Source organism: Prevotella sp. P5-50 (assembly GCF_002251295.1).
Classification (GTDB): Bacteria; Bacteroidota; Bacteroidia; order Bacteroidales; family Bacteroidaceae; genus Prevotella.
On the sequence record NZ_NPJA01000051.1, the window covers coordinates 20,450 to 40,808 of the forward strand.

At 46.9% G+C, this 20,359-nt stretch carries 11 protein-coding genes; 7 read left to right on the plus strand and 4 right to left on the minus strand.

The genetic code is table 11. From position 1 onward, the window contains the following. Positions 1–8: 8 nt before the first annotated feature. Both CIK88_RS10615 and CIK88_RS10620 read right to left on the minus strand, forming a co-directional pair. Positions 9–2,156: a M48 family metallopeptidase gene (locus tag CIK88_RS10615; RefSeq protein WP_094436365.1), complete on the minus strand. Its 2,148-nt coding sequence runs from the start codon at positions 2,154–2,156 to the stop codon at positions 9–11. Positions 2,157–2,170: 14 nt separating this feature from the next. Further along, positions 2,171–3,091, minus strand: a complete 921-nt coding sequence (locus tag CIK88_RS10620; protein WP_254046346.1) for an ABC transporter substrate-binding protein — start codon at positions 3,089–3,091, stop codon at positions 2,171–2,173. A gap of 73 nt (positions 3,092–3,164) precedes the next feature. Here CIK88_RS10620 and radA point away from each other — a divergent pair, with 73 nt between their 5' ends. Next, positions 3,165–4,544 (plus strand): DNA repair protein RadA, encoded by a 1,380-nt coding sequence (gene radA, locus CIK88_RS10625; protein WP_094389629.1) that lies wholly within the window; start codon positions 3,165–3,167, stop codon positions 4,542–4,544. A gap of 205 nt (positions 4,545–4,749) precedes the next feature. Here the strand turns inward: radA and queC are convergent, their stop codons facing one another. Continuing rightward, complete coding sequence (queC, locus tag CIK88_RS10630; protein WP_094389630.1) at positions 4,750–5,403, minus strand: 7-cyano-7-deazaguanine synthase QueC; 654 nt, start codon at positions 5,401–5,403, stop codon at positions 4,750–4,752. 83 nt (positions 5,404–5,486) lie between these two features. Here queC and CIK88_RS10635 point away from each other — a divergent pair, with 83 nt between their 5' ends. Together CIK88_RS10635 and pgk are read left to right on the plus strand one after the other, a co-directional pair. Then, entirely contained in the window at positions 5,487–7,559 is a 2,073-nt protein-coding gene (locus CIK88_RS10635) for a TonB-dependent siderophore receptor (RefSeq protein ID WP_094436367.1), read from the plus strand. A 201-nt stretch (positions 7,560–7,760) separates the two neighbouring features. After that, positions 7,761–9,032: a phosphoglycerate kinase gene (gene pgk / locus CIK88_RS10640; protein ID WP_094436369.1), complete on the plus strand. Its 1,272-nt coding sequence runs from the start codon at positions 7,761–7,763 to the stop codon at positions 9,030–9,032. Positions 9,033–9,263: 231 nt separating this feature from the next. Here the strand turns inward: pgk and CIK88_RS10645 are convergent, their stop codons facing one another. Beyond that, on the minus strand, positions 9,264–11,423 hold the full coding sequence (locus CIK88_RS10645; RefSeq protein WP_094436371.1) for a translation factor GTPase family protein: 2,160 nt from the start codon (positions 11,421–11,423) through the stop codon (positions 9,264–9,266). Between the two features lie 123 nt (positions 11,424–11,546). Between CIK88_RS10645 and hemW the strand changes: the two genes are divergently transcribed. The 4 genes from hemW to CIK88_RS10665 all read left to right on the plus strand — a co-directional run bounded on the left by hemW (position 11,547) and on the right by CIK88_RS10665 (position 19,892). After that, a complete protein-coding gene (gene hemW / locus CIK88_RS10650) occupies positions 11,547–12,650 on the plus strand; it encodes a radical SAM family heme chaperone HemW (protein WP_094436373.1) in 1,104 nt (367 codons plus the stop codon). Between the two features lie 67 nt (positions 12,651–12,717). After that, positions 12,718–16,467, plus strand: coding sequence for a beta-L-arabinofuranosidase domain-containing protein (locus tag CIK88_RS12825; protein WP_371591566.1), 3,750 nt, complete (start codon positions 12,718–12,720; stop codon positions 16,465–16,467). A gap of 40 nt (positions 16,468–16,507) precedes the next feature. Next, positions 16,508–17,869, plus strand: coding sequence for an MFS transporter (locus CIK88_RS10660; protein ID WP_094436375.1), 1,362 nt, complete (start codon positions 16,508–16,510; stop codon positions 17,867–17,869). Further along, a complete protein-coding gene (locus CIK88_RS10665) occupies positions 17,853–19,892 on the plus strand; it encodes an amylo-alpha-1,6-glucosidase (protein ID WP_094436377.1) in 2,040 nt (679 codons plus the stop codon). Before CIK88_RS10660 ends, CIK88_RS10665 begins: the two co-directional genes overlap by 17 nt. Positions 19,893–20,359: the final 467 nt, after the last annotated feature.

Genomic DNA, 20,359 nt, shown 5'->3' on the forward strand with positions numbered 1-20,359 from the left:
ATCTGTTGTTAGGAGAATACAAGGTCGAGCATAAACTGTATCTCCGTATGGTCAATACCTCTTTCGCCTAACATCTGTCGGTCGAAATAATCAACATCATAGATTTTCTTATCTATCAATGAAAGATGCTTTCTAAAACTATCGACAGCATCCTTTACCTTTCGTTGCAACCAAAGACAATAACCATGGTTCAGATAATCGTCTGCTTGCATCATCTCCATCTTTATCAGCCGTTGGTAGAAAGTATCAGCCTGTTGCTCCCGATGGTCACAAACCAGAGTCCATGCCAATATGCGCATCACGGCAGCATCATCGGGGTGTTCATAGTTGAGGCGATAGAGTAGTTGAAGACTTTCTTCATATCGTTTCTGATATAACAGACACACAGACTTATTGAGCATATAGCCCATTTTCTCTGGGCATTGTGCAATCAGTCGATCGTAGAGTTGTTCTGCCTTCTCATAGTCGGCATTGCCAAACAACTGTCGGGCATAGCCTGCTTCAGCGCGTTCATTATTGGAATCACACTCATAAGCCTTCTCGTAGTCACCTATCCACAGATAATACTGCAATCCGCGATGACTTTCTGCATAACTGTCGAGCAATATTCTGCTACTTTCCGCCATCTTGCGTCGGCGCAACAGTTGCACTACATCATCCTTAAGCGGCTCTATCTTTGTGTCTCTAAATACCTCTCGATCCATAAAGAGACATTCACCCATTTCGTGGTCATCGGTTACATGAAATGGGTTGCGATATTCGCTACGATAGGAATAAAGGCGGAAAAAACGATAAAGGTCCATAAGATATGATCGGCGCAATCGTTCAGCAGTGGGCTTAATACCCTGGTTGAGCATATCCAGCGGAACATCTCCCTGGTCCATAGTTTTCAACACTTCGGCAGGCATTGCATGGACAAACTTCTCAAAACCTAATGCCATCGAGTATTTGTCACTATTGCAAAACTCGCCATTTGCCACTATCTGTCGGAGGAATGGATGCTTATCGCATGCCGCTTTGAAGGATTGCAACTGCGGATGGTCTATAAAAAAAGGTACAAACCAATTGCTCATATCTCGGAAGAAATCGAAACGTTTCATCTGTGAGAAACCACCGAAGAATACATCCGAGCCTTGTTTCTGCATATCCACCATGCGTCCAAACGATTCTTCCATCTTCTGCATTTTATCATCAAACTCTTCCGGATGGATCATCTCTTCGATATCTTCCTCTTCAAGCGCCTCAGGTTTGATGTGTAGCGGTTTATTTTTCAGTATATCTGGAATTATTTCCTGTTGTATTTTTGTTGCGTCGCGCTCCGTACCCATACAATAGACCATCTGCATCTGCAGTTCGGTAAGTTCACGACATATGGTGTCTGACTGCAAGAGTTCTTCTATCATTTGGCGCTGTTCCGGATATACCTTATTCCACTGTTCGTCCATTCCCAGTACCCATCCCACAAGTGCTCTTTGCCGCACAGCCTCGTCGGTGCCATGGCGATAGACACGAATCATGGTTTTGAATTTTACAATATCAAACTGGATGAGCAACGATAGCGTAATTGCCGATACCAATATCTGCTGATCGTTTGTATCAACTGCAGGCGAGAGCAACAGTTCCTCTATATCTTGCCCCACCGAAGCTGGCCATGAATTGGTAGTCAACAAGAAGTTGAAAAGATTATTTATACGATTTTGGTGCTCCGCATAGAGTTGTCGGCTCTTCTGTTCTCTGACATGCGGCTGTTCGAGCGACAGCATGGCGGTATCTGCCACAAAGGATTCCAATTCTTGTCGCATTTGCCCAATAGAGAGTTTTGCTTTTTGGCTTCTTACCTCTGCGTGTATGGCTGCGAGATTTTGTGTATTGCTAATTTTATCATACAATGCGAGATTGGCATAAAGCACAAAGACACGTTGCAACAATTTCTGATAGATTTCCTTATAGACGGGCACATCCATATTGTCCTGCCAATCAGTGCACAGTTGACTATATTCGTCCTTAATGGCATCAAGTTTTTGGGCAGTATGCACCTGTGGCCACGCTGCCAGCAAATTCTCCATTTCTACAATGGCCATACCTACACTTCCGTATCTAAGTGGTATGGCGACCCTTGCCAAATGGCTGCCCAGCAAAGAAGTTTTGTCGGTCATCGGCATTTTTATCGTTAATGTTTTTTCTTCCACCAATTCTCCGCACGTGCCACATCCTTGTCTCTGACACCAGCAGCATGGCGATATTTCATTTCTGGTAGAGAGTCAACTACCTGCTCGGTTGTCCTGCAGTATTTTACTATCAGCGGTTTATAGTGCTTCACACCATATTTATTGATAGAGTCACATGCTGCATTATAGGCTTTCATAAAGAGTTCAAGCTGACGATGGCGCTCTGGACGACGCATCTCCACTTCTCTGAAAGCAAGTACACCCATCCATGCATCTATCTTCCGCGTATCAAGCAATACATTGTTTTTGCCAATCCTTGCTGCCGTAGCCTGCGGTTCGGTCATGAAAAAAGCATCGAGTTCATTGTTGCGAAGCATTTGCAAACGCACATCCACATCGTTGATTTGCACTCGGAAGAGCTTTTCCGACTTGATTTTAGTTGAATCAACCACATAGTCGCAAAGCCAGTCAGTAACAGAATAGCGCGTCATTGCCACCATTTTATCATCCAGCTGTTTGAGATGTTTGAGACGTGCATGACGATTGGCTACAAGTTGCCAATAGGCATTAGTAGCCGCCATATATCTCAATGCCGTACCTTGACGAGTCATACGGGTTGCTCTTATCAAATCGGTCATTACACCTTCCACTCTTCCACGCTCAATGGCTGTATCACAATCCATCTGCGCCATAAAGTATTTCAATCTGACACCGCCGTTCAGCGTATCATATAATTGGTGGTGTTGGGCTACAAAGAGAGGCAGACAGTCCATGGTGGGCATAACTGCAATCTTCAGCGCTGCCGAATCTTTGCGCATTGCTTCAACACGCTGTTTGCGTGTCAGTTTCTTCGTTTCCTCATACGATTGTCCACATGCTGCTACAAGCAGCACAAGAACCAAAGCGGGTATAATTGTTCTCATGTTAATCATTTGCATGCAAAAGTACGAATAAATTTTGTAACACCGAAAAAAAATCACTAACTTTGTGCCTATTATGGCAAAGGATAAGATAGCATACGTCTGCTCTAACTGCGGACAAGAATCGGCAAAGTGGATTGGCAAATGCCCATCATGTGGACAGTGGAACACATTCAAGGAAATCCGTGTGACTGACACGCGCCAACAGGCAGCGTCGGCTGCTGCGTCTGTAGGACATCAGTTGCGTAAAAGCAAAACACTGACCCTGCGCGACATCAGTGCAAAGGACGATCCTCGCATCGATCTGCACGATAACGAACTGAACCGTGTACTGGGTGGCGGTCTTGTACCAGGTAGCATTGTATTACTGGGTGGCGAACCGGGTATTGGCAAATCTACCTTATCCTTGCAGACCATGCTCCACCTGACCGATCGCCGTGTGCTCTATGTCAGTGGTGAAGAAAGTGCTCACCAGTTGAAAATGCGCGCTGAACGTATTCCACATGAAGAAAGCGACAATTTCCTGATACTCTGCGAGAACTCATTGGAGGCTATCTTTGAACATATTCGTGATGTACAACCCGAAGTGGTCATTATAGACTCCATACAGACTATTTCCACCGAAGATGTGGAGAGTTCTGCTGGTAGCATATCGCAAGTTCGTGAATGTGCCTCATCGCTACTTCGTTTTGCAAAGACCAGCGGTGTGCCTGTCATTCTTATTGGCCATATCACTAAAGAGGGCACACTGGCTGGACCAAAGATTCTCGAACACATTGTAGATACAGTGGTGCAGTTTGAGGGTGACCAACATTATATGTATCGCATTCTTCGCAGCATAAAAAATCGCTTTGGCAGCACCAGCGAACTGGGTATCTACGAGATGCAACAATCTGGTTTGCGCCAGGTGGCAAACCCTTCCGAACTGTTGCTCACCGAAGACCACGACGGTCTTTCGGGTGTTGCCATTTCATCCGCCATCGAGGGTGTTCGCCCATTTTTGGTTGAAACACAGGCTCTGGTTTCATCGGCTGCATACGGCACGCCACAGCGCTCTGCCACTGGTTTCGACCAGCGTCGTCTGAACATGCTATTGGCTGTTTTAGAGAAACGCGTAGGCTTTAAACTAATGCAAAAAGACGTTTTCCTGAATATCGCCGGTGGTCTTCGCGTCACCGACATGGCTATGGACCTATCAGTCATTGCCGCTGTACTGAGTAGCAATGTCGATACACCAATAGAAGAAGGTTGGTGTATGGCAGGCGAGGTAGGTCTTAGTGGCGAAGTGCGCCCAGTGGCTCGCATCGAACAACGCATTTCCGAGGCTGAAAAGTTGGGATTCCAACATATCATCATCCCCCGCTACAACCTCAGTGGACTGAATCAAAAGAAATTCCACATAGACCTTGTCCCGGTGCGCAAAGTAGAAGAGGCATTAAGAGCCTTGTTTGGATAATACAGAAATTTGAGTTTTAGAAAAATTTCGACCACACGGCCATACAAAAAGCATATTCACCTATATAGCAAACACTTACATTTGTGATCGAGTGGTCGAATATTTTAAAAAATCGAATTATTTGTATCTTCGCCTAATAGAATCACAATAGATTCAACAGTTGAATATCTCTATATCACTATCGCATGGACATTTCCACATCATATCAGTCATCATAAACGGTAGTATCCTCAATACCAGCCTCTGCTAATGCTTCGCGACGCTCCACACAAGTACCACATTTCCCACAATGGTGCTCAGTACCCTTATAGCAACTCCACGTTTCTGAATAATCTATGCCGAGTTCTTTTCCACGTCGGGCAATATCCGCTTTGGTCATGTTGGTATAAGGCGAACGCAGCCTTACGCCAACAAATGTTCCTGCCTTAGCAGCTGCATCGAAAGCCTCAACAAATTCTGGACGACAATCGGGATAGATAGTATGGTCACCGCCATGATTAGCCATCATGACATAAGCCAACGAGTGACTTTCTGCCACACCAACGGCAATGGAAAGCATGATACCGTTGCGAAACGGCACTACTGTCGATTTCATATTGTCATCATCATAATGACCTTCAGGAATAGCATCGGCACCTTCCAACAAAGAACTCTTGAAATACTTCCCCATAAAGTCGAGGGGAATGATTACATGGGGTATACCCAAGCGTTTACAATGCAGTTGGGCAAACGGAATCTCCTTGCCGTTGTGGTTACTACCATAGTCAAACGAGATGGCAAGCGCTATGCGTTCGTGCTCATCATATAATAAGGTGACGCTATCCATACCGCCACTCAAAATCAATACTGAATCTTTCATTCCTTTATCTGTTTTACACAATTTGGGTGCAAAAATACAAAAAAAAATAGTACCTTTGCGCCGTTTTATTTTTTTTTCACACAATGTACAAACCAAATTACAATCAGTGCAAGGCCATCCGCTTCCGTCATTTTTCACGGAAGGGATACGCTCTCTTTGCCTGTGTTGGACGTGTGGTTACCATCGGAATGCTGAGCGTAGCGACCTTGCAATCTGCAAGTGCTGCTGAAGTTTCAGCAAAAGAATCCGATACTGCAACCACCGACTCTATCCCAACCACCAAAGAGGCTCAGCTCGACGATGTTGAGGTGACTGGCTCACGCGCTCCACTTGCCAACGGGCAAGCTGCGAGAATGGTTACTGTACTGAGTCGCGACGAAATTCAAGCGGCGCCAGTACAAAGTATTAACGACTTATTGAAGTATGCCGTCGGTGTCGATGTGCGTCAACGCGGACCTATTGGTGCGCAGACCGACATTGGTATTCGTGGCGGAACGCAGGAGCAAATTGCTATCCTGCTCAATGGTATTAACATCTGTGACCCACAGACTGGCCACAACGCATTCGATTTTCCTGTAGATATCAGCGAGATTGAGCGCATTGAAGTGCTTGAGGGTCCTGCCGGCCGTGTCTATGGCACGTCATCTCTGGCAGGTGCCATCAACATCGTGACAAAGCGCGAGAAACAATCGTGTGCCGATGTACATGCCGAAGGTGGTTCGTTTGGTTATCTCACCGCCGGTGGTCGTTTGGTGTTACGCCCCGATAATTCGCCACTCACTTCGAGTCTGTCGGCCAGCATGACACGTTCAGATGGCTATAGTCGCTCTAAAGCTGGAAGTCTGAATAGCGACTATCAAGGAGGAAAAGTGTTCTATCAAGGACGGTACGACAGCAATCTATTGAACCTCAACTGGCACGCAGGGTTGAGTTCCAAAGGTTTTGGCAGCAACACATTCTACAGCGCCAAGTTCGATAACCAGTATGAGCGTACCACCAAATTCTTCACTGCACTGCAAGGAGAAACACGTTGTGGCGCTCTCAATTTCCGTCCTTCGGTATATTGGAACCGTAGCCAAGACCGCTTCGAACTGATTCGCGGTTCGGAAGAAGCTGTGCCCTACAACTATCACAGAACCGATGTGTTCGGACTAAGTCTCAACAGCTGGTTTGATTCACCACTTGGTCGTACTGCTTTCGGTGCAGAATTCCGTAATGAAGACATCATCAGTGGTAATCTTGGCGAACCACTCAATACACCCATACACATCCACGGTACAGAGCGTGACTACAAATATGGACTCAATCGTTCAAACCTCAGTTTCCACTTAGAGCATAATATCTTGCTGCGACAATTCACGTTGTCAGCAGGATTCATTGCATTCAAAAACACTTGGAACGAAATGCCGTTCACACTGTATCCCGGTGTCGATGCCAGCGTGCGCTTGGGTGATCACTGGAAAATCTATGCCAGCTACAACTCATCGCTACGTATGCCTTCGTTCACCGAACTCTATTATAGTGTAGGCGGTCACAAGGCAGACAAGTATCTCAAACCCGAAGAACTGCGTGCCTTAGAAGGCGGCGTCAAGTTCTATTCTGCAGCACTTTTGGTTCAAGCCAGCATATATCACCACCACAGCCGTAACCTCATCGACTGGGTGCTTGACCCCACAGCCGAAGAACCAATATGGCAGAGTGTCAACTTCACCAAGGTCAACACCATCGGAACGGAAATTTCTGCTCGACTCGATTTGGAACATCTATTCCGTCTGCCACAGTCCTATCTGTCGGTAGCCTATAGCTACAACGACCAAGACAAGGCCGACGAACATCAGTTGGAGAGCCAGTCAAAACTGGAATATCTGCGCCACAAACTGGTAGGAACACTTCAACTGACTCCTATCGACCATTGGAGTTTCCTTGTCAACTACAGAATGCAGAAACGTACAGGCACATATCTCACGGTAGATGGCGTCACCAAGCCCTACCATACCTACGACCTCGTTGATGCAAGACTGACTTGGAGTCAACCCACTTACAGCATCTATGCCCAAGCCAACAACATCTTTTCGCGCAACTATGTCGATTACGGCAATGTAGAGCAACCCAGTGCATGGATTGTGGTAGGAGCACGTCTGCACATCAATCTATAAGAAACAACAAACTTCCTTATAAAATATAGCAAAAAGGCGGAGTTGACTACATTTTGTCAACTCCGCCTTACATTATATCAGTAAATCGTCTAAAAAACTTAAAATTATCTATCGAAACAACCGCAATGTTTAATCTTTTTCGTAACTTTGCGTGCGATTAAATGGAAACATTAAATTCAACTAACAATATTATAAAGCATTATGAAAATCAAAGATTACAACTTTGCCGGTAAAAAGGCTATTGTCCGCGTAGATTTCAATGTACCCCTCAAAGAGGGTAAGATCACAGACGACACTCGTATTCGCGGTGCTGTTCCTACACTGAAGCTCATCCTCGACGAAGGTGGTGCACTCATCATCATGTCACACATGGGCAAACCCAAAGGAAAAGTAAAGCCCGAACTTTCACTGGGTCAGATTAAAGACGCCGTTGCTGTAGCACTCGGTGTACCCGAAGTAAAGTTTGCTCCCGACTGTGCAAAGGCTCAGGAGGCTGCTGCCGCACTGAAGCCCGGCGAAGTGCTCCTGCTCGAAAACCTGCGCTACTATCCTGAAGAGGAAGGCAAACCCGTAGGCATCGACAAGGAGGATCCCGCATACGAAGAGGCTAAGAAAGCTATGAAGGCCAGCCAGAAAGAATTTGCCAAGACTTTGGCATCATACGCTGACTGCTATGTTATGGACGCTTTCGGTACTGCACACCGCAAGCATGCCTCTACCGCTGTTATCGCTGACTATTTCGATGCCGACAACAAGATGCTCGGTCTGCTCATGGAGAAGGAAGTAGCTGCTGTAGATGCCGTTCTCGGCAACATCAAGCGCCCATTCGTAGCCATCATGGGTGGTTCAAAAGTATCTTCAAAAATCGGTATCATCGAGAATCTGCTCGGCAAAGCCGATAAGCTCATCCTCTGTGGTGGTATGACCTATACCTTCGCTAAGGCACATGGTGGCGAGATCGGTCAGTCTATCGTTGAGATGGATAAGCTCGATGTAGCGCTCAACGTAGAGAAGCTTGCTGCTGAGAAGGGTGTAGAGTTGGTAATGGCTCCAGATGCTGTTTGCTGCGACAACCTCGACTTTGCTACCATGACCATTAAGCCCAATTCTAAAATTGAGGTATATCCTTCAAATGCTATCCCTGCTGGTATGGAAGGTCTCGATGCAGGTCCAGAGGCACAGAAGAAATTTGCAGAGGCTATAAAGGGTGCTAAGACCATCCTGTGGAATGGTCCTGCTGGTGTATTCGAGTGCGATGAGTTCACCGCTGGTTCAAAAGCTATTGGTGACGCCATTGCTGCCGCTACAGCAGAAGGTGCATTCTCTCTCATTGGTGGAGGTGACTCTGTTGCATGCTGCACCAAGTTCGGTCTCACCGACAAGGTATCTTACATTTCTACTGGTGGTGGTGCATTGCTCGAAGCCATCGAGGGTAAGGTTCTTCCTGGTGTTGCAGCTATTCAGGGCGAGTAATCCGTCGAACAACATCATATCAAAATGGCTGGACTTTGGTTCAGCCATTTTCTTTTGTGTATTCATCAGATTCAATCTATACAATAAGTATTTTTACCATTATCGGATAATAACGAAGTAAATACTTGTTTACGTTATCTAACAAAGAAAAACAGCGGACTTACTCCCATTCAAGAGCAGTATCCGCTGATTAATTGTTCTTATAAAAAACTTATTATATCCGTTATAATATTATTCTTCTTCCTTAGTTTCAGCCTCATGCTGTTGGATAAGCTGCTGCTGAATTTCGTTCGGAACAAGCTCATATGACGCAAACTTAGTGGTGAACGAAGCACGACCGCCAGTGATAGAACTGAGAGCTATAGAGTAGTTACTCAGCTCCTTCAAAGGAATCTTAGCAGAAAGCTTCTGATAACCAGCTTCGCTGTCCATACCCATAATAAGTGCACGACGGCCTTGCAGGTCACTCATGACATCACCCATATAGTCAGCTGGTACATATACCTCGAGGTCATAGATAGGCTCAAGAACTTTTGGTCCTGCCTCACGGAACGCAGCCGAGAAAGCATTGCGAGCTGCGAGCATAAATGAGAGTTCGTTAGAATCTACTGGGTGCATCTTTCCGTCATAGACAATAACACGTACATCACGAGCATAAGATCCTGTCAGCGGTCCACGCTCCATACGCTCCATTACTCCTTTGAGAATTGCAGGCATGAAACGAGCATCGATAGCACCACCTACTACAGAGTTGATGAATACGAGCTTACCGCCCCATTCCAAGTCAACAACTTCCTGGTTTTTGACGTTGATACGATATTCCTGACCGCCAAATTTGAATACTGTAGGAGCAGGCATACCGTCGGCATAAGGCTCTACGATCATGTGAACCTCACCAAACTGTCCGGCACCACCCGACTGTTTCTTATGACGATAGTCGGCACGTGCAGCCTTAGTAATAGTTTCACGATACGGAATCTTCGGTTCAATATACTCAATCTTGATCTTCTCGTTGTTTTCCATACGCCATTTCAGTGTACGTAGGTGGAATTCACCCTGTCCACGAACGATAATCTGACGCAATTCCTTTGACTGCTCAACCACCCATGTAGGATCTTCTTGACGCATCTTAGTCAGGGCTGCCATCATCTTTTCGGTTTCTGCCTCGTTAATGGCTTTAACTGCACGTGAATATTTAGGATTTGGATATTTGATAAAATCAAAACGATTGTCGGTATCCTTGTCGTTGAGTGTGTTACCAGTCTTCACGTCCTTCAGTTTGACGGTACAACCAATATCACCAGCGTGCATTTCATCAACAGCAATACGGTTGGCTCCTGCACAAGCATATATCTGAGCAATGCGCTCCTTCGAGCCACGATCAGCATTCTGCAAATCTGCACCAGCCTTAAGTGTTCCGCTCATTACCTTGAAATAAGACACCTCACCAATATGCGGTTCCATACCAGTCTTGAAGAAATAGATAGAAGTAGGACCTGCGGTATCTGGAGAAATTTCCTCACCACGTGTATTGTGCAGTTTAGGCATTTCGCTAACAAAAGGTACTACATTGCCCAAGAATTCCATCAAGCGGCGTACACCCATATCCTTGCCTGCACAAACGCAGAACACAGGGAAGATGCTGCGAGTAACAAGTCCCTTGCGGATACCTTCACGCATTTCATCTTCTGTCAGTGATTCACTCTCGAAGAATTTCTCCATCAGTGTATCATCGTTGGCAGCGGCAGCCTCTACCAAGGCAGCATGCATTTCCTTTGCTTTATCCATCTCCTCTGCGGGGATGTCTTCAATGGTTGGTGCACCACCTTCGGGATTCCATGAGTATTTCTTCATCAGCAGCACGTCAATTACTGCATTGAAGCCAGGACCAGTGGCAATAGGATATTGCACAGGCACACACTTGTCGCCATAAATCTCCTTCATATTGGCCAACAGCGAATCGAAGTCGCAATGTTCGCGGTCCAACTGGTTAATGAGGAAGATAACAGGCTTGTTTAATTTGTCTGTATAACGGAAGGCATTCTGTGTGCCAACCTCTGGACCATACTGTCCGTTGATGAGAATCACAGCCTGATCGGTAACGTTGAGGGCGGTAATAGCACCTCCGACGAAGTCGTCAGAACCTGGACAATCGATAATGTTCAGCTTTTTGTTATTCCACTCCACATGGAAGACGGTTGAAAACACCGAGTAACCATACTCCTGTTCAACAGGGAAATAGTCGCTAACGGTATTCTTTTGTTCTACCGTTCCGCGGCGTTTGATAATACCGGCTTCGAAAAGCATACTCTCGGCAAGGGTGGTCTTGCCGCTACCCGCACTGCCGAGCAGTGCAATGTTCTTAATTTCGTTAGTCTGATAAACTTTCATAGGACTATAGTTTTATTAGGTTTTTACGTTTTAAGTTATCGGAGGCTAAAGTTATGAAATTATCTGCGAAAAACAAGCGTTTGCTTTTAAATATTAAACTTTATTAGTACTTTTGCACCCATTATGGCTGGTTTATATCTGCATATTCCGTTTTGTGCGAGCCGTTGTATCTATTGCGGTTTCTATTCTACTGTTGGTCTTGACCTGCAGCAGCGCTATGTTGATGCGCTATGCAAAGAGATGTCACTTCGTCCTACCGAAGAAACCATCACTACCATCTATTTGGGTGGAGGCACACCGAGCCAACTCAGCATCCAACAACTACGTCAGTTGTTCTCATATATAAAAAAGGTGTATCGCCTCCAGTTAGAGGAAGTGACCATCGAATGTAATCCTGATGATGTGACAGCACAATTGGCAGAAGCACTGAAGTCACTTCCTGTCAATCGGGTGAGTATGGGTGTACAGACCTTCGACGACCATAGATTGCAGTTTCTTCACCGTCGCCATAAAGCCAGTCAAGTAAGTACAGCGGTCAAACTACTACGGCAAGCGGGTATTGACAATATCAGTATCGACTTGATATACGGTTTCCCCAAGCAGACTTTACCAGAATGGGACGATGACATCAACCAAGCCATTGCACTCAATGTGGAACACTTATCGGCCTATGCCCTGACCTATGAGGAAGGTACCCCACTCTATCGCATGATGCAACGCGGTGAAGTGGAAGAAATTGATGAGGAACTGTCGAGACAGATGTACGAGCGTCTTATAGACCGTCTGACCGCAACAGGTTTTGAGCACTACGAGATTAGCAATTTTGCAAAACCCACACGTCGGTCGCGCCACAACAGCAGTTACTGGCAAGAAAAGCCATACATTGGATTAGGAGCCGCCGCCCACTCCTTCAATCTTTATGAACGTCTATGGAATGTGGCAGATATCCGACAATACATCGATAGTATAGAGAATGGGAATTTGCCTGTTGAGAGTGAGTCCATCGACGGAGATACCCGTTACAACGACCGCATCACCGTGGCCCTTCGCACCTGCGAAGGACTCGATCTTAACATCCTCACACCGCAACATCGTCAATATTGTCTCCAAGAAGCACAACCGTTTTTAAGCGATGGCCTACTGGAGCTTACCGGCCATCACCTGCATCTTACCCGTCGCGGACTGTTCGTAAGCGACTTAGTGATGAGTTCTTTGATGTTTGTCTGACGACAAAACAAGCCTTTGTCCGTCTTAAATATAAAATAGATATTAAGACTGACAAAAAAACAAGTATATGAAGAAAACGCTTTGTGCATTCCTCTTGACAGGATGCACCATGGCCATACAGGCACAAGGACTGACCGACACACGCAACAGCCAGCAAACCCATGCCCATAATTTGCCTATTGGTGCTACCCGATGGACAGGAGGTTTTTGGGGAGACCGTTTCAATGTTTTTGCATCAACCGGTATTTGGAACATGTGGAACACTTGGAACAACCCCGATCTTTCTCACGGCTTTCGAAATTTTGAAGTGGCAGCAGGAACCGTCAAAGGAGTACACCATGGACCGCCATTCCACGATGGCGACATGTATAAATGGCTGGAAGCTTGCGCTGCTGTCTATGCTGTGACCAAGGATAAAAAGCTCGACGAACTGATGGATCAGTTTATCCAACAGGTAGCTTTGGCACAGCGCAACGATGGCTACATCCACACACCAGTAGTTATCTCAGAACGTAATGCCGGCATCGACTCACATGCTGGCGACCATACCAATATCGGCATTGAAATAGGCAACGACCATAAAAAGGCCTTTGCCTCAAGGCTGAATTTCGAAACCTACAACCTGGGACATCTGATGACAGCAGGTATCATACACTGGAGAGCAACGGGAAAGAAGACACTTTTCAACTGCGCACAGAAAGCAGCCGACTTCCTTTACGACTTTCTTACCAACGATGCCGCCGAACTATCGCGCAACGCCATCTGTCCGTCACACTATATGGGTGCCGCCGAAATGTATCGTGCCACTGGCAATCCAAAGTATCTGCATCTCGCCAAAGGGCTTATTGCCATACGCGATTCGGTAAAAAACGGAGAAGACCACAACCAAGATCGCATACCTTTCCGTCAACAATATGAAGCCATGGGACATGCCGTACGTGCCAATTATCTCTATGCAGGTGTGGCAGACCTCTATGCCGAGACCGGAGAGGCACAGTTGATGAAGAACCTGACAGCGATCTGGGATGACATTATCCAGCATAAAATCTATATCATGGGAGGATGCGGAGCGCTCTACGATGGAGTATCGCCCGATGGCACAACCTACGATCAGCCCAGCATCCAACAGATACACCAGGCTTATGGTCGTCAGTTTCAGCTGCCCAATGAGGCTGCCCACAACGAAATATGTGCCCAGATTGGGCAACTGCTTTTCTCTTGGCGTATGTTTGAAAACACTGCCGATGCCAAATATATAGATAATGTGGAGAACGAGCTCTACAATGGTATTCTCAGTGGCATATCGCTCGACGGCAAGCGTTTCTTCTATACCGAGGCACTGCGTCGCACCGCCTCATTCCCCTACACCATGCGCTGGCCCAAAGAGCGACAGGAATACATATCATGTTTCTGTTGTCCGCCCAACACCCTGCGCACACTATGCGAAGCTCAGGAATATGCTTATGCTGTAAAAGGCGATACACTTTATGTCAATCTCTTTGGCGAAAATCGTCTGAAAACCGACCGTATCGACATCGAACAGCATACGGCTTATCCCTACGACGGACAGATAGACCTCCATATCCATCAGGCTAAAGGCATCCACACATTGATGGTACGCATGCCGTCATGGGCAAAGTCTGCCACGATAAACGGTCAACAGGCTACAGCCAACAGCTACACGGCAGTAGCTATAGACCAAAAGAAATCACAGACTGTCAGCATCAATATTCCATTGCGCCCACGCTTGATGGAAAGCAATCCGTTGGTTGAAGAAAATAAAAACCAAGTAGCCATCATGTATGGTCCATTGGTATATTGTTTGGAAAGCAACGATATTGAGGGTGGACATCACATCAACGACATCATCATTCCCGCTGACATCCTACTGACTCCCGTCAAGATGACCATCGACGGTCATGAAGTGACAGCCTTGGAAGGAGAGGCTTTGTTGCGCCAAGGCGAAGCATGGAACAACAATACCCTTTACCGAGAAATCACACAACCAGCCACAAAGACTGCCAAGATCCGTCTGATTCCATATTATGCATGGGACAACAGAGGCAAAACCGATATGAGTATCTGGTTGCCGCTGGACCGTACAGCACCTGTCAACCGCCAACAAACAGCCCATATCGCAGTAGGCCAAAACGAGTCGTTGACAGATGCCATCAGACAAGCCAGAGAGATGCATCGGTTGGGACAAGCCTCCAATGTCACACTGCAGTTGGCTGATAGTGCCACCTATTATATTGACCAACCCATCACCCTGCGACCAGAAGACAGCCATCTGACCATCACTGGAAAAGGAACTACCATCAGTGGAGGTCTCAACCTGTCCGTATGGAAACGGGAGGGGAAACTACTTGTGGCAGATGTTCCCGAAGTGAACGGTCGCCCCATCGATTTCCGACAGTTGTGGACCAACGGCAAGAAAGCTGTTCGTGCACGCGATGTGGCAGACTTTGAGCAGATGAACCGCATCATGACCTACGACAAGAAACGTCAAGAGTTGTGGATTCCGCGACAGGCAGCACAACGCATAGCCAAGGCGTCACATGCAGAAATGGTGCTTCATGAAATGTGGTGCACCTCAAATCTCCGCATCAAATCCATACGCTATGAGGGCGATTCAGCAGCAATCACCTTTCACCAACCCGAAGCACGCTTGCAGTTTGAGCACCCCTGGCCTTCGCCCATGACACCCGACACCAAACATCCATCGCCTTTCTATCTGACCAATGCCAAAGAACTCATTGACCAGCCCGGTGAATGGTATCACGACATACAGACCCACAAACTCTACTACATGCCCCGACAGGGCGAGACAGCCTCGTCATTGAAAGCCACCATTCCCCTTTTGGAAACATTGTTTCGTGTGGTTGGCACTGCCGAACATCCAGTGGAAAACATCACAATCCAGGGTATCAACTTCTCACATACCACATGGTTGCGTCCGTCAACACAAGGTCATGTGCCCTTGCAGGCAGGAATGTATCTGACTGAAGCCTACAAACTGCGACCACAGATTGACCGTCCCAACAACCACAAGCTCGACAACCAAGGATGGTTGGGACGTGCAGCCGCTGCTGTAGAAATCTATCACGGCGATGATATTAGTTTTAGCGACTGCCGCTTTGAGCATCTGGGAGGTTCTGGTCTCGACTATCAAATCGGCTGTCAGGGCGGTCGTGTCAGTCAATGTGTATTTACCGATATTGCCATGAACGGTTTGGTCTGCGGTTCGTTCTCACCTGAAGGACTGGAGACCCACCGGCCCTACAAGCCAATGGACCAACGAGAAGTATGTAGCATGCAAACAGTAGCGCAGTCAGAATTCTATGATGTGACCAATGAAGACTGGGGCTGTGTGGCTATTGCCGCCGGATATGTCAACGGAATGAATATCGAACACAACACCATCCACGACATCTCATACACCGGTATCTCGCTGGGATGGGGATGGAATCGCAACCGCACCTGCATGGGCAACAACCGAGTGAAAGGCAATCTCATCTATAATTATGCCCAACACATGTACGACTGTGCTGGCATCTATACCCTGGGCAACCAACCAGGCACTATCATTGAAGAGAATGTAGTGCGCGACATTGCACGCCCTTCCTACGTACACGACCCTGCCCACTGGTTCTATCTCTATACCGATGAAGGATCAAGCCATATCACCCTGCGCAACAACTGGACACCAGAAGAAAAATATCTGAAGAATGCCTGTGGACCGGGCAACACATGGGAGAACAATGGTCCATCAGTAAGCGAATCCATCAAACAGTCTGCTGGACGTGCCAAAAACTAATAGTAAATCCAATAACAAACACTTATAACACTTCGAAACAATGAACAAGAAAAACAGTTTAAAGAGTACTATCGCTGTATCACTGACCAACTATCTCGATGCGGGAGCCATTGTGGCTGGAGCCGCAGGACTGACACTCTGGAAAGACTATTTGCAACTGACCGAAGGTCATCTCGGATGGCTCAATGCCATCAGTGCCAACTGTCTGGGAGCAGCCATTGGTGCCATTATCGGCGGTGTACTTGCCGATAAATATGGCAGAAAAGTGATATACACCTACAATATGCTGGTATATATGACCGGTGTGCTGCTCATTCTCCTGTCCACCAATTTTCCCATGCTGCTGACAGGATTTCTCATCACGGGTGTCAGCGTAGGTGTGGGAGTGCCAGCCTCATGGACCTATATCTCAGAGAGTAGCGAGATAGGCAACAGAGGTCGCAACATCGGCATTTCACAGATGGCATGGGGTGTAGGTCCTACTTTTATCCTGCTGTTTGGAACCCTTTTGGCGCCACCCACAGCAGGTGCAGGAACAGAAGGAATCTGCTTTTATTTGGTAGAAGAACTGGCTGCCATGTTTGGTGTAACGGGTAGCGGAGCCGAGCTCAACGTGTATAGCTCACGTATCGTATTCGCCTCCTTGTTTCTCGTTGCACTGGTAGCATGGCTTTTACAGCGCCAACTCGACGAGTCGGCAGAATGGAAAGCCGCACAGGAACGCGAACAAGAGAAACCTTCAGTGGGTTCGGCATTCTCATTTGCCAGTTTGTTGACCAACCGTGTCAACATAGTGACCATCGCATTCCTTGCTGGCATGTATCTCACTTGGAATCTTGTGGCATCGGTGATGGGATTCTTCCAACCCCATATTTTCGAGACAGCCGGTGGCTTGTCTAATGCCGATGCCAACCTATTGACCGTAGGCCAATGGACGTTGATTATCATCACCACTTTCATCTTCTCCATGCTTGTAGATCGTGTCAATCAGCGCTGGCTGTTCTTCATGGGCGGCATATTTGCTATTGCTGCATGGGGAATGGTTATTACCGTAGGGGTGACAAGCATCTGGGGATTGATTATCTACACCGTATTGTGGGGCATACAGGCTGGTTTCTCTGCACAGGCTTTCTATGCGTTGTGGGCATCAGAATTGTTCCCTGCCAAATACCGTGCCGCAGCACAAGGAGTGATGTTCTTCATCGTTCGTAGCCTGTCGGCAGTATGGGGCCTGTGCTTCGTATATATATATGGTGAACATGGCGAAGGCTTTACCGTAGCTGCCTACTGCATGGTTGCCCTACTTGTCATCTCACTGCTCATAGGTACTATCGGTGCACCTGAGACAAGAGGAAAATCACTTGAACAAATCACACACGAACGCTATGGCGATGACATCTAATCCTATGCCGCACGCTACATGGATATGGTATCCTGGTGATTTTGAAGTGTGGCTCGGCAATCAATTCAATAACCGGCGAACAGAACGGGGGGCTATGTTTCCTCCGTTCTGGAAGCAGGATTCCCATTGGCCCACGGTAGAGTTTTCCACTACTGTAGAGTTGGCGGAGGCAGAAACCATCCACATCAAGGCCGAAGGACTGTTCAACTTCATGCTCGATGGCAAATTGCAGTTTGGCATGCCTGATGAATTTCTGATTCCGGCAGGAGCCCACCGACTGAATTTCAAGGTGTGGAATCAATCTACCCCACCCGCACTCTTCATCAAAGGTATGACCATACACAGCAATTCATCATGGTTGGCTACCTATGAAGATAAGATATGGATTGATGAAAACGGAGTAGCTCACGGTTCTGGAATCTATGTTCCGGCTGCGCAATGGAACTTTGACCGCATGGACACTCCACCGTCTGCCTACCGTCTGCCTACACTACGACAAGAACCTGTAGCACAAGAAAGTATTGGCGAAGGCATGCTCTACGACTTCGGACGGGAAACTTTCGGCTACGTCCGTCTGTCTGGACTGGTTGGTGTGGCACATCTATACTATGGTGAGAGTCGTGAGGAAGCACTCGACAAAGACCACTGCGAAACGCTCGACATTGTATCGCCCCATCAAGAACTGGGTAGCAAGGCTTTCCGCTATGTCTATGTGGAAACTGCAGACAATAGCCATTACGACAGTTTATCGATGGACTATGAATATGCGCCGTATGACGAAAGCCACAGCGGTACATTCGCTTGTTCCGACAAACTGCTCAACAAGATATGGGAAGTGGGCGCTTACACGATGGATCTCACCACACGAGAATTTTTCTTGGATGGTATCAAACGCGACCGATGGACATGGTCGGGCGATGCCATACAGTCTTATCTGATGAACTATTATCTGCGTTTCGACACCGAATGTGTGAAGCGCACCATCCGTCAGTTACGGGGCAAAGACCCTGTCACTGCACACATCAATACCATTATGGACTACACCTTCTATTGGTTTAAGTCCATTCTCGACTATTACCAATATACGGGCGACCTCACTTTCATCAGCGAGATGTATCCGAAGATGTGCACACTCATGGACTATGTTTTAGAGCGTACCAATAGCGATGGACTGGTGGAAGGCAAGGCTGACGACTGGATTTTTGTAGATTGGGTGGATTTCCCCATGCACAAACGAGGGGTATTGGCTTTCGAACAGATATTGTTCTACAAGGCTCTGATGACCATGCACACCTGTGCTACTCTACTCCATCAGACAGACCCCTATCAGCAACTGGCTGAAAATGTAATCGGCAAGACGCGAAAACTCTTATGGAACGATGATCGGCAGGCTTGGGAACATGCCATTGAAGAAGGCGAGATAAACCATCAGATTACGAAGTTTCCCAATATGTTTGCCATTCTCTACGATATTGTAGATGATGCTACGAAGCGCAATATCGTGGACAGCGTGATGGAAAACAATAAAATAGATCCTATCACCACACCCTATATGCGCTTTTACGAACTGGAGGCACTGTGCATGATGGGCAGGCAAACACAGGTTTTACAAGAGATACGCAACTACTGGGGTGGTATGCTTCGAGAAGGTGCCACTTCGTTTTGGGAAAAATACATTCCTTCTGAACAAGGCACAGAACATCTGGCAATGTATGGTCGCCCTTACGGTAAGAGTCTGTGTCATGCTTGGGGAGCGTCGCCGGTCTATCTGTTAGGGCGTTATTTTCTCGGCATACAGCCCACCCAACCGGGTTATGCGACATGGGAAGCACGCCCCAACTTGGCTGATTTGGAATGGATGGAGGGTCGCGTGCCCACGCCAAATGGCGTTATTCATATCCGGATGGAACGCCATTATGTCTGCATCAGAAGTGATGAAGGACGCGGGCGACTATACCTTGGCAACCGATGCTTCGACATCGAACCCAATACGGATTACCACATTCCCATCACATCTGTTTGATAACAGCAAAGCAATCCCACCCATCGGCCATCATACCGAAAGGTGGGATTGACTTATACTTATAGACTACCAAAAAATTAAGTTTTCACATAATCTTCGTGTGTTTAAATGATATGAGTTAATTATGACTGCAAAATTAGCAAAAAACGATAGCGAAAGCAAATCTATACATACCCCATAACTACCCTATCAATATTGTTTGGGGCAGCAAATCAATTTGTTTTCCTCAGCAAATCAATTTGTTTTCCTCAGCAAATCAATTTGTTTTCCTCAGCAAATCAATTTGATTTGCTCACCCACACACCATCTAAAGCGCACCAACAGCCTTTGTCTCTGCTTGTTACACATGTTCTGCAACCTATTGGCAAATATCACTTATACTTGTGTCAGACGTTGGATCATACTTTTGTCAAATGTTGGGCAATACCCGTGGCTAACATTGGGCAATACCCTTGTCAAACGTTATC

Excerpts from the sequence above, each read along its gene's own strand:
- CIK88_RS10615 (WP_094436365.1), bottom strand. The coding sequence starts at position 2,156 with ATGACCGACAAAACTTCTTTGCTGGGCAGCCATTTGGCAAGGGTCGCC.
- CIK88_RS10620 (WP_254046346.1), bottom strand. The coding sequence starts at position 3,091 with ATGAGAACAATTATACCCGCTTTGGTTCTTGTGCTGCTTGTAGCAGCA.
- radA (WP_094389629.1), top strand. The coding sequence starts at position 3,165 with ATGGCAAAGGATAAGATAGCATACGTCTGCTCTAACTGCGGACAAGAA.
- queC (WP_094389630.1), bottom strand. The coding sequence starts at position 5,403 with ATGAAAGATTCAGTATTGATTTTGAGTGGCGGTATGGATAGCGTCACC.
- CIK88_RS10635 (WP_094436367.1), top strand. The coding sequence starts at position 5,487 with ATGTACAAACCAAATTACAATCAGTGCAAGGCCATCCGCTTCCGTCAT.
- pgk (WP_094436369.1), top strand. The coding sequence starts at position 7,761 with ATGAAAATCAAAGATTACAACTTTGCCGGTAAAAAGGCTATTGTCCGC.
- CIK88_RS10645 (WP_094436371.1), bottom strand. The coding sequence starts at position 11,423 with ATGAAAGTTTATCAGACTAACGAAATTAAGAACATTGCACTGCTCGGC.
- hemW (WP_094436373.1), top strand. The coding sequence starts at position 11,547 with ATGGCTGGTTTATATCTGCATATTCCGTTTTGTGCGAGCCGTTGTATC.
- CIK88_RS12825 (WP_371591566.1), top strand. The coding sequence starts at position 12,718 with ATGAAGAAAACGCTTTGTGCATTCCTCTTGACAGGATGCACCATGGCC.
- CIK88_RS10660 (WP_094436375.1), top strand. The coding sequence starts at position 16,508 with ATGAACAAGAAAAACAGTTTAAAGAGTACTATCGCTGTATCACTGACC.
- CIK88_RS10665 (WP_094436377.1), top strand. The coding sequence starts at position 17,853 with ATGGCGATGACATCTAATCCTATGCCGCACGCTACATGGATATGGTAT.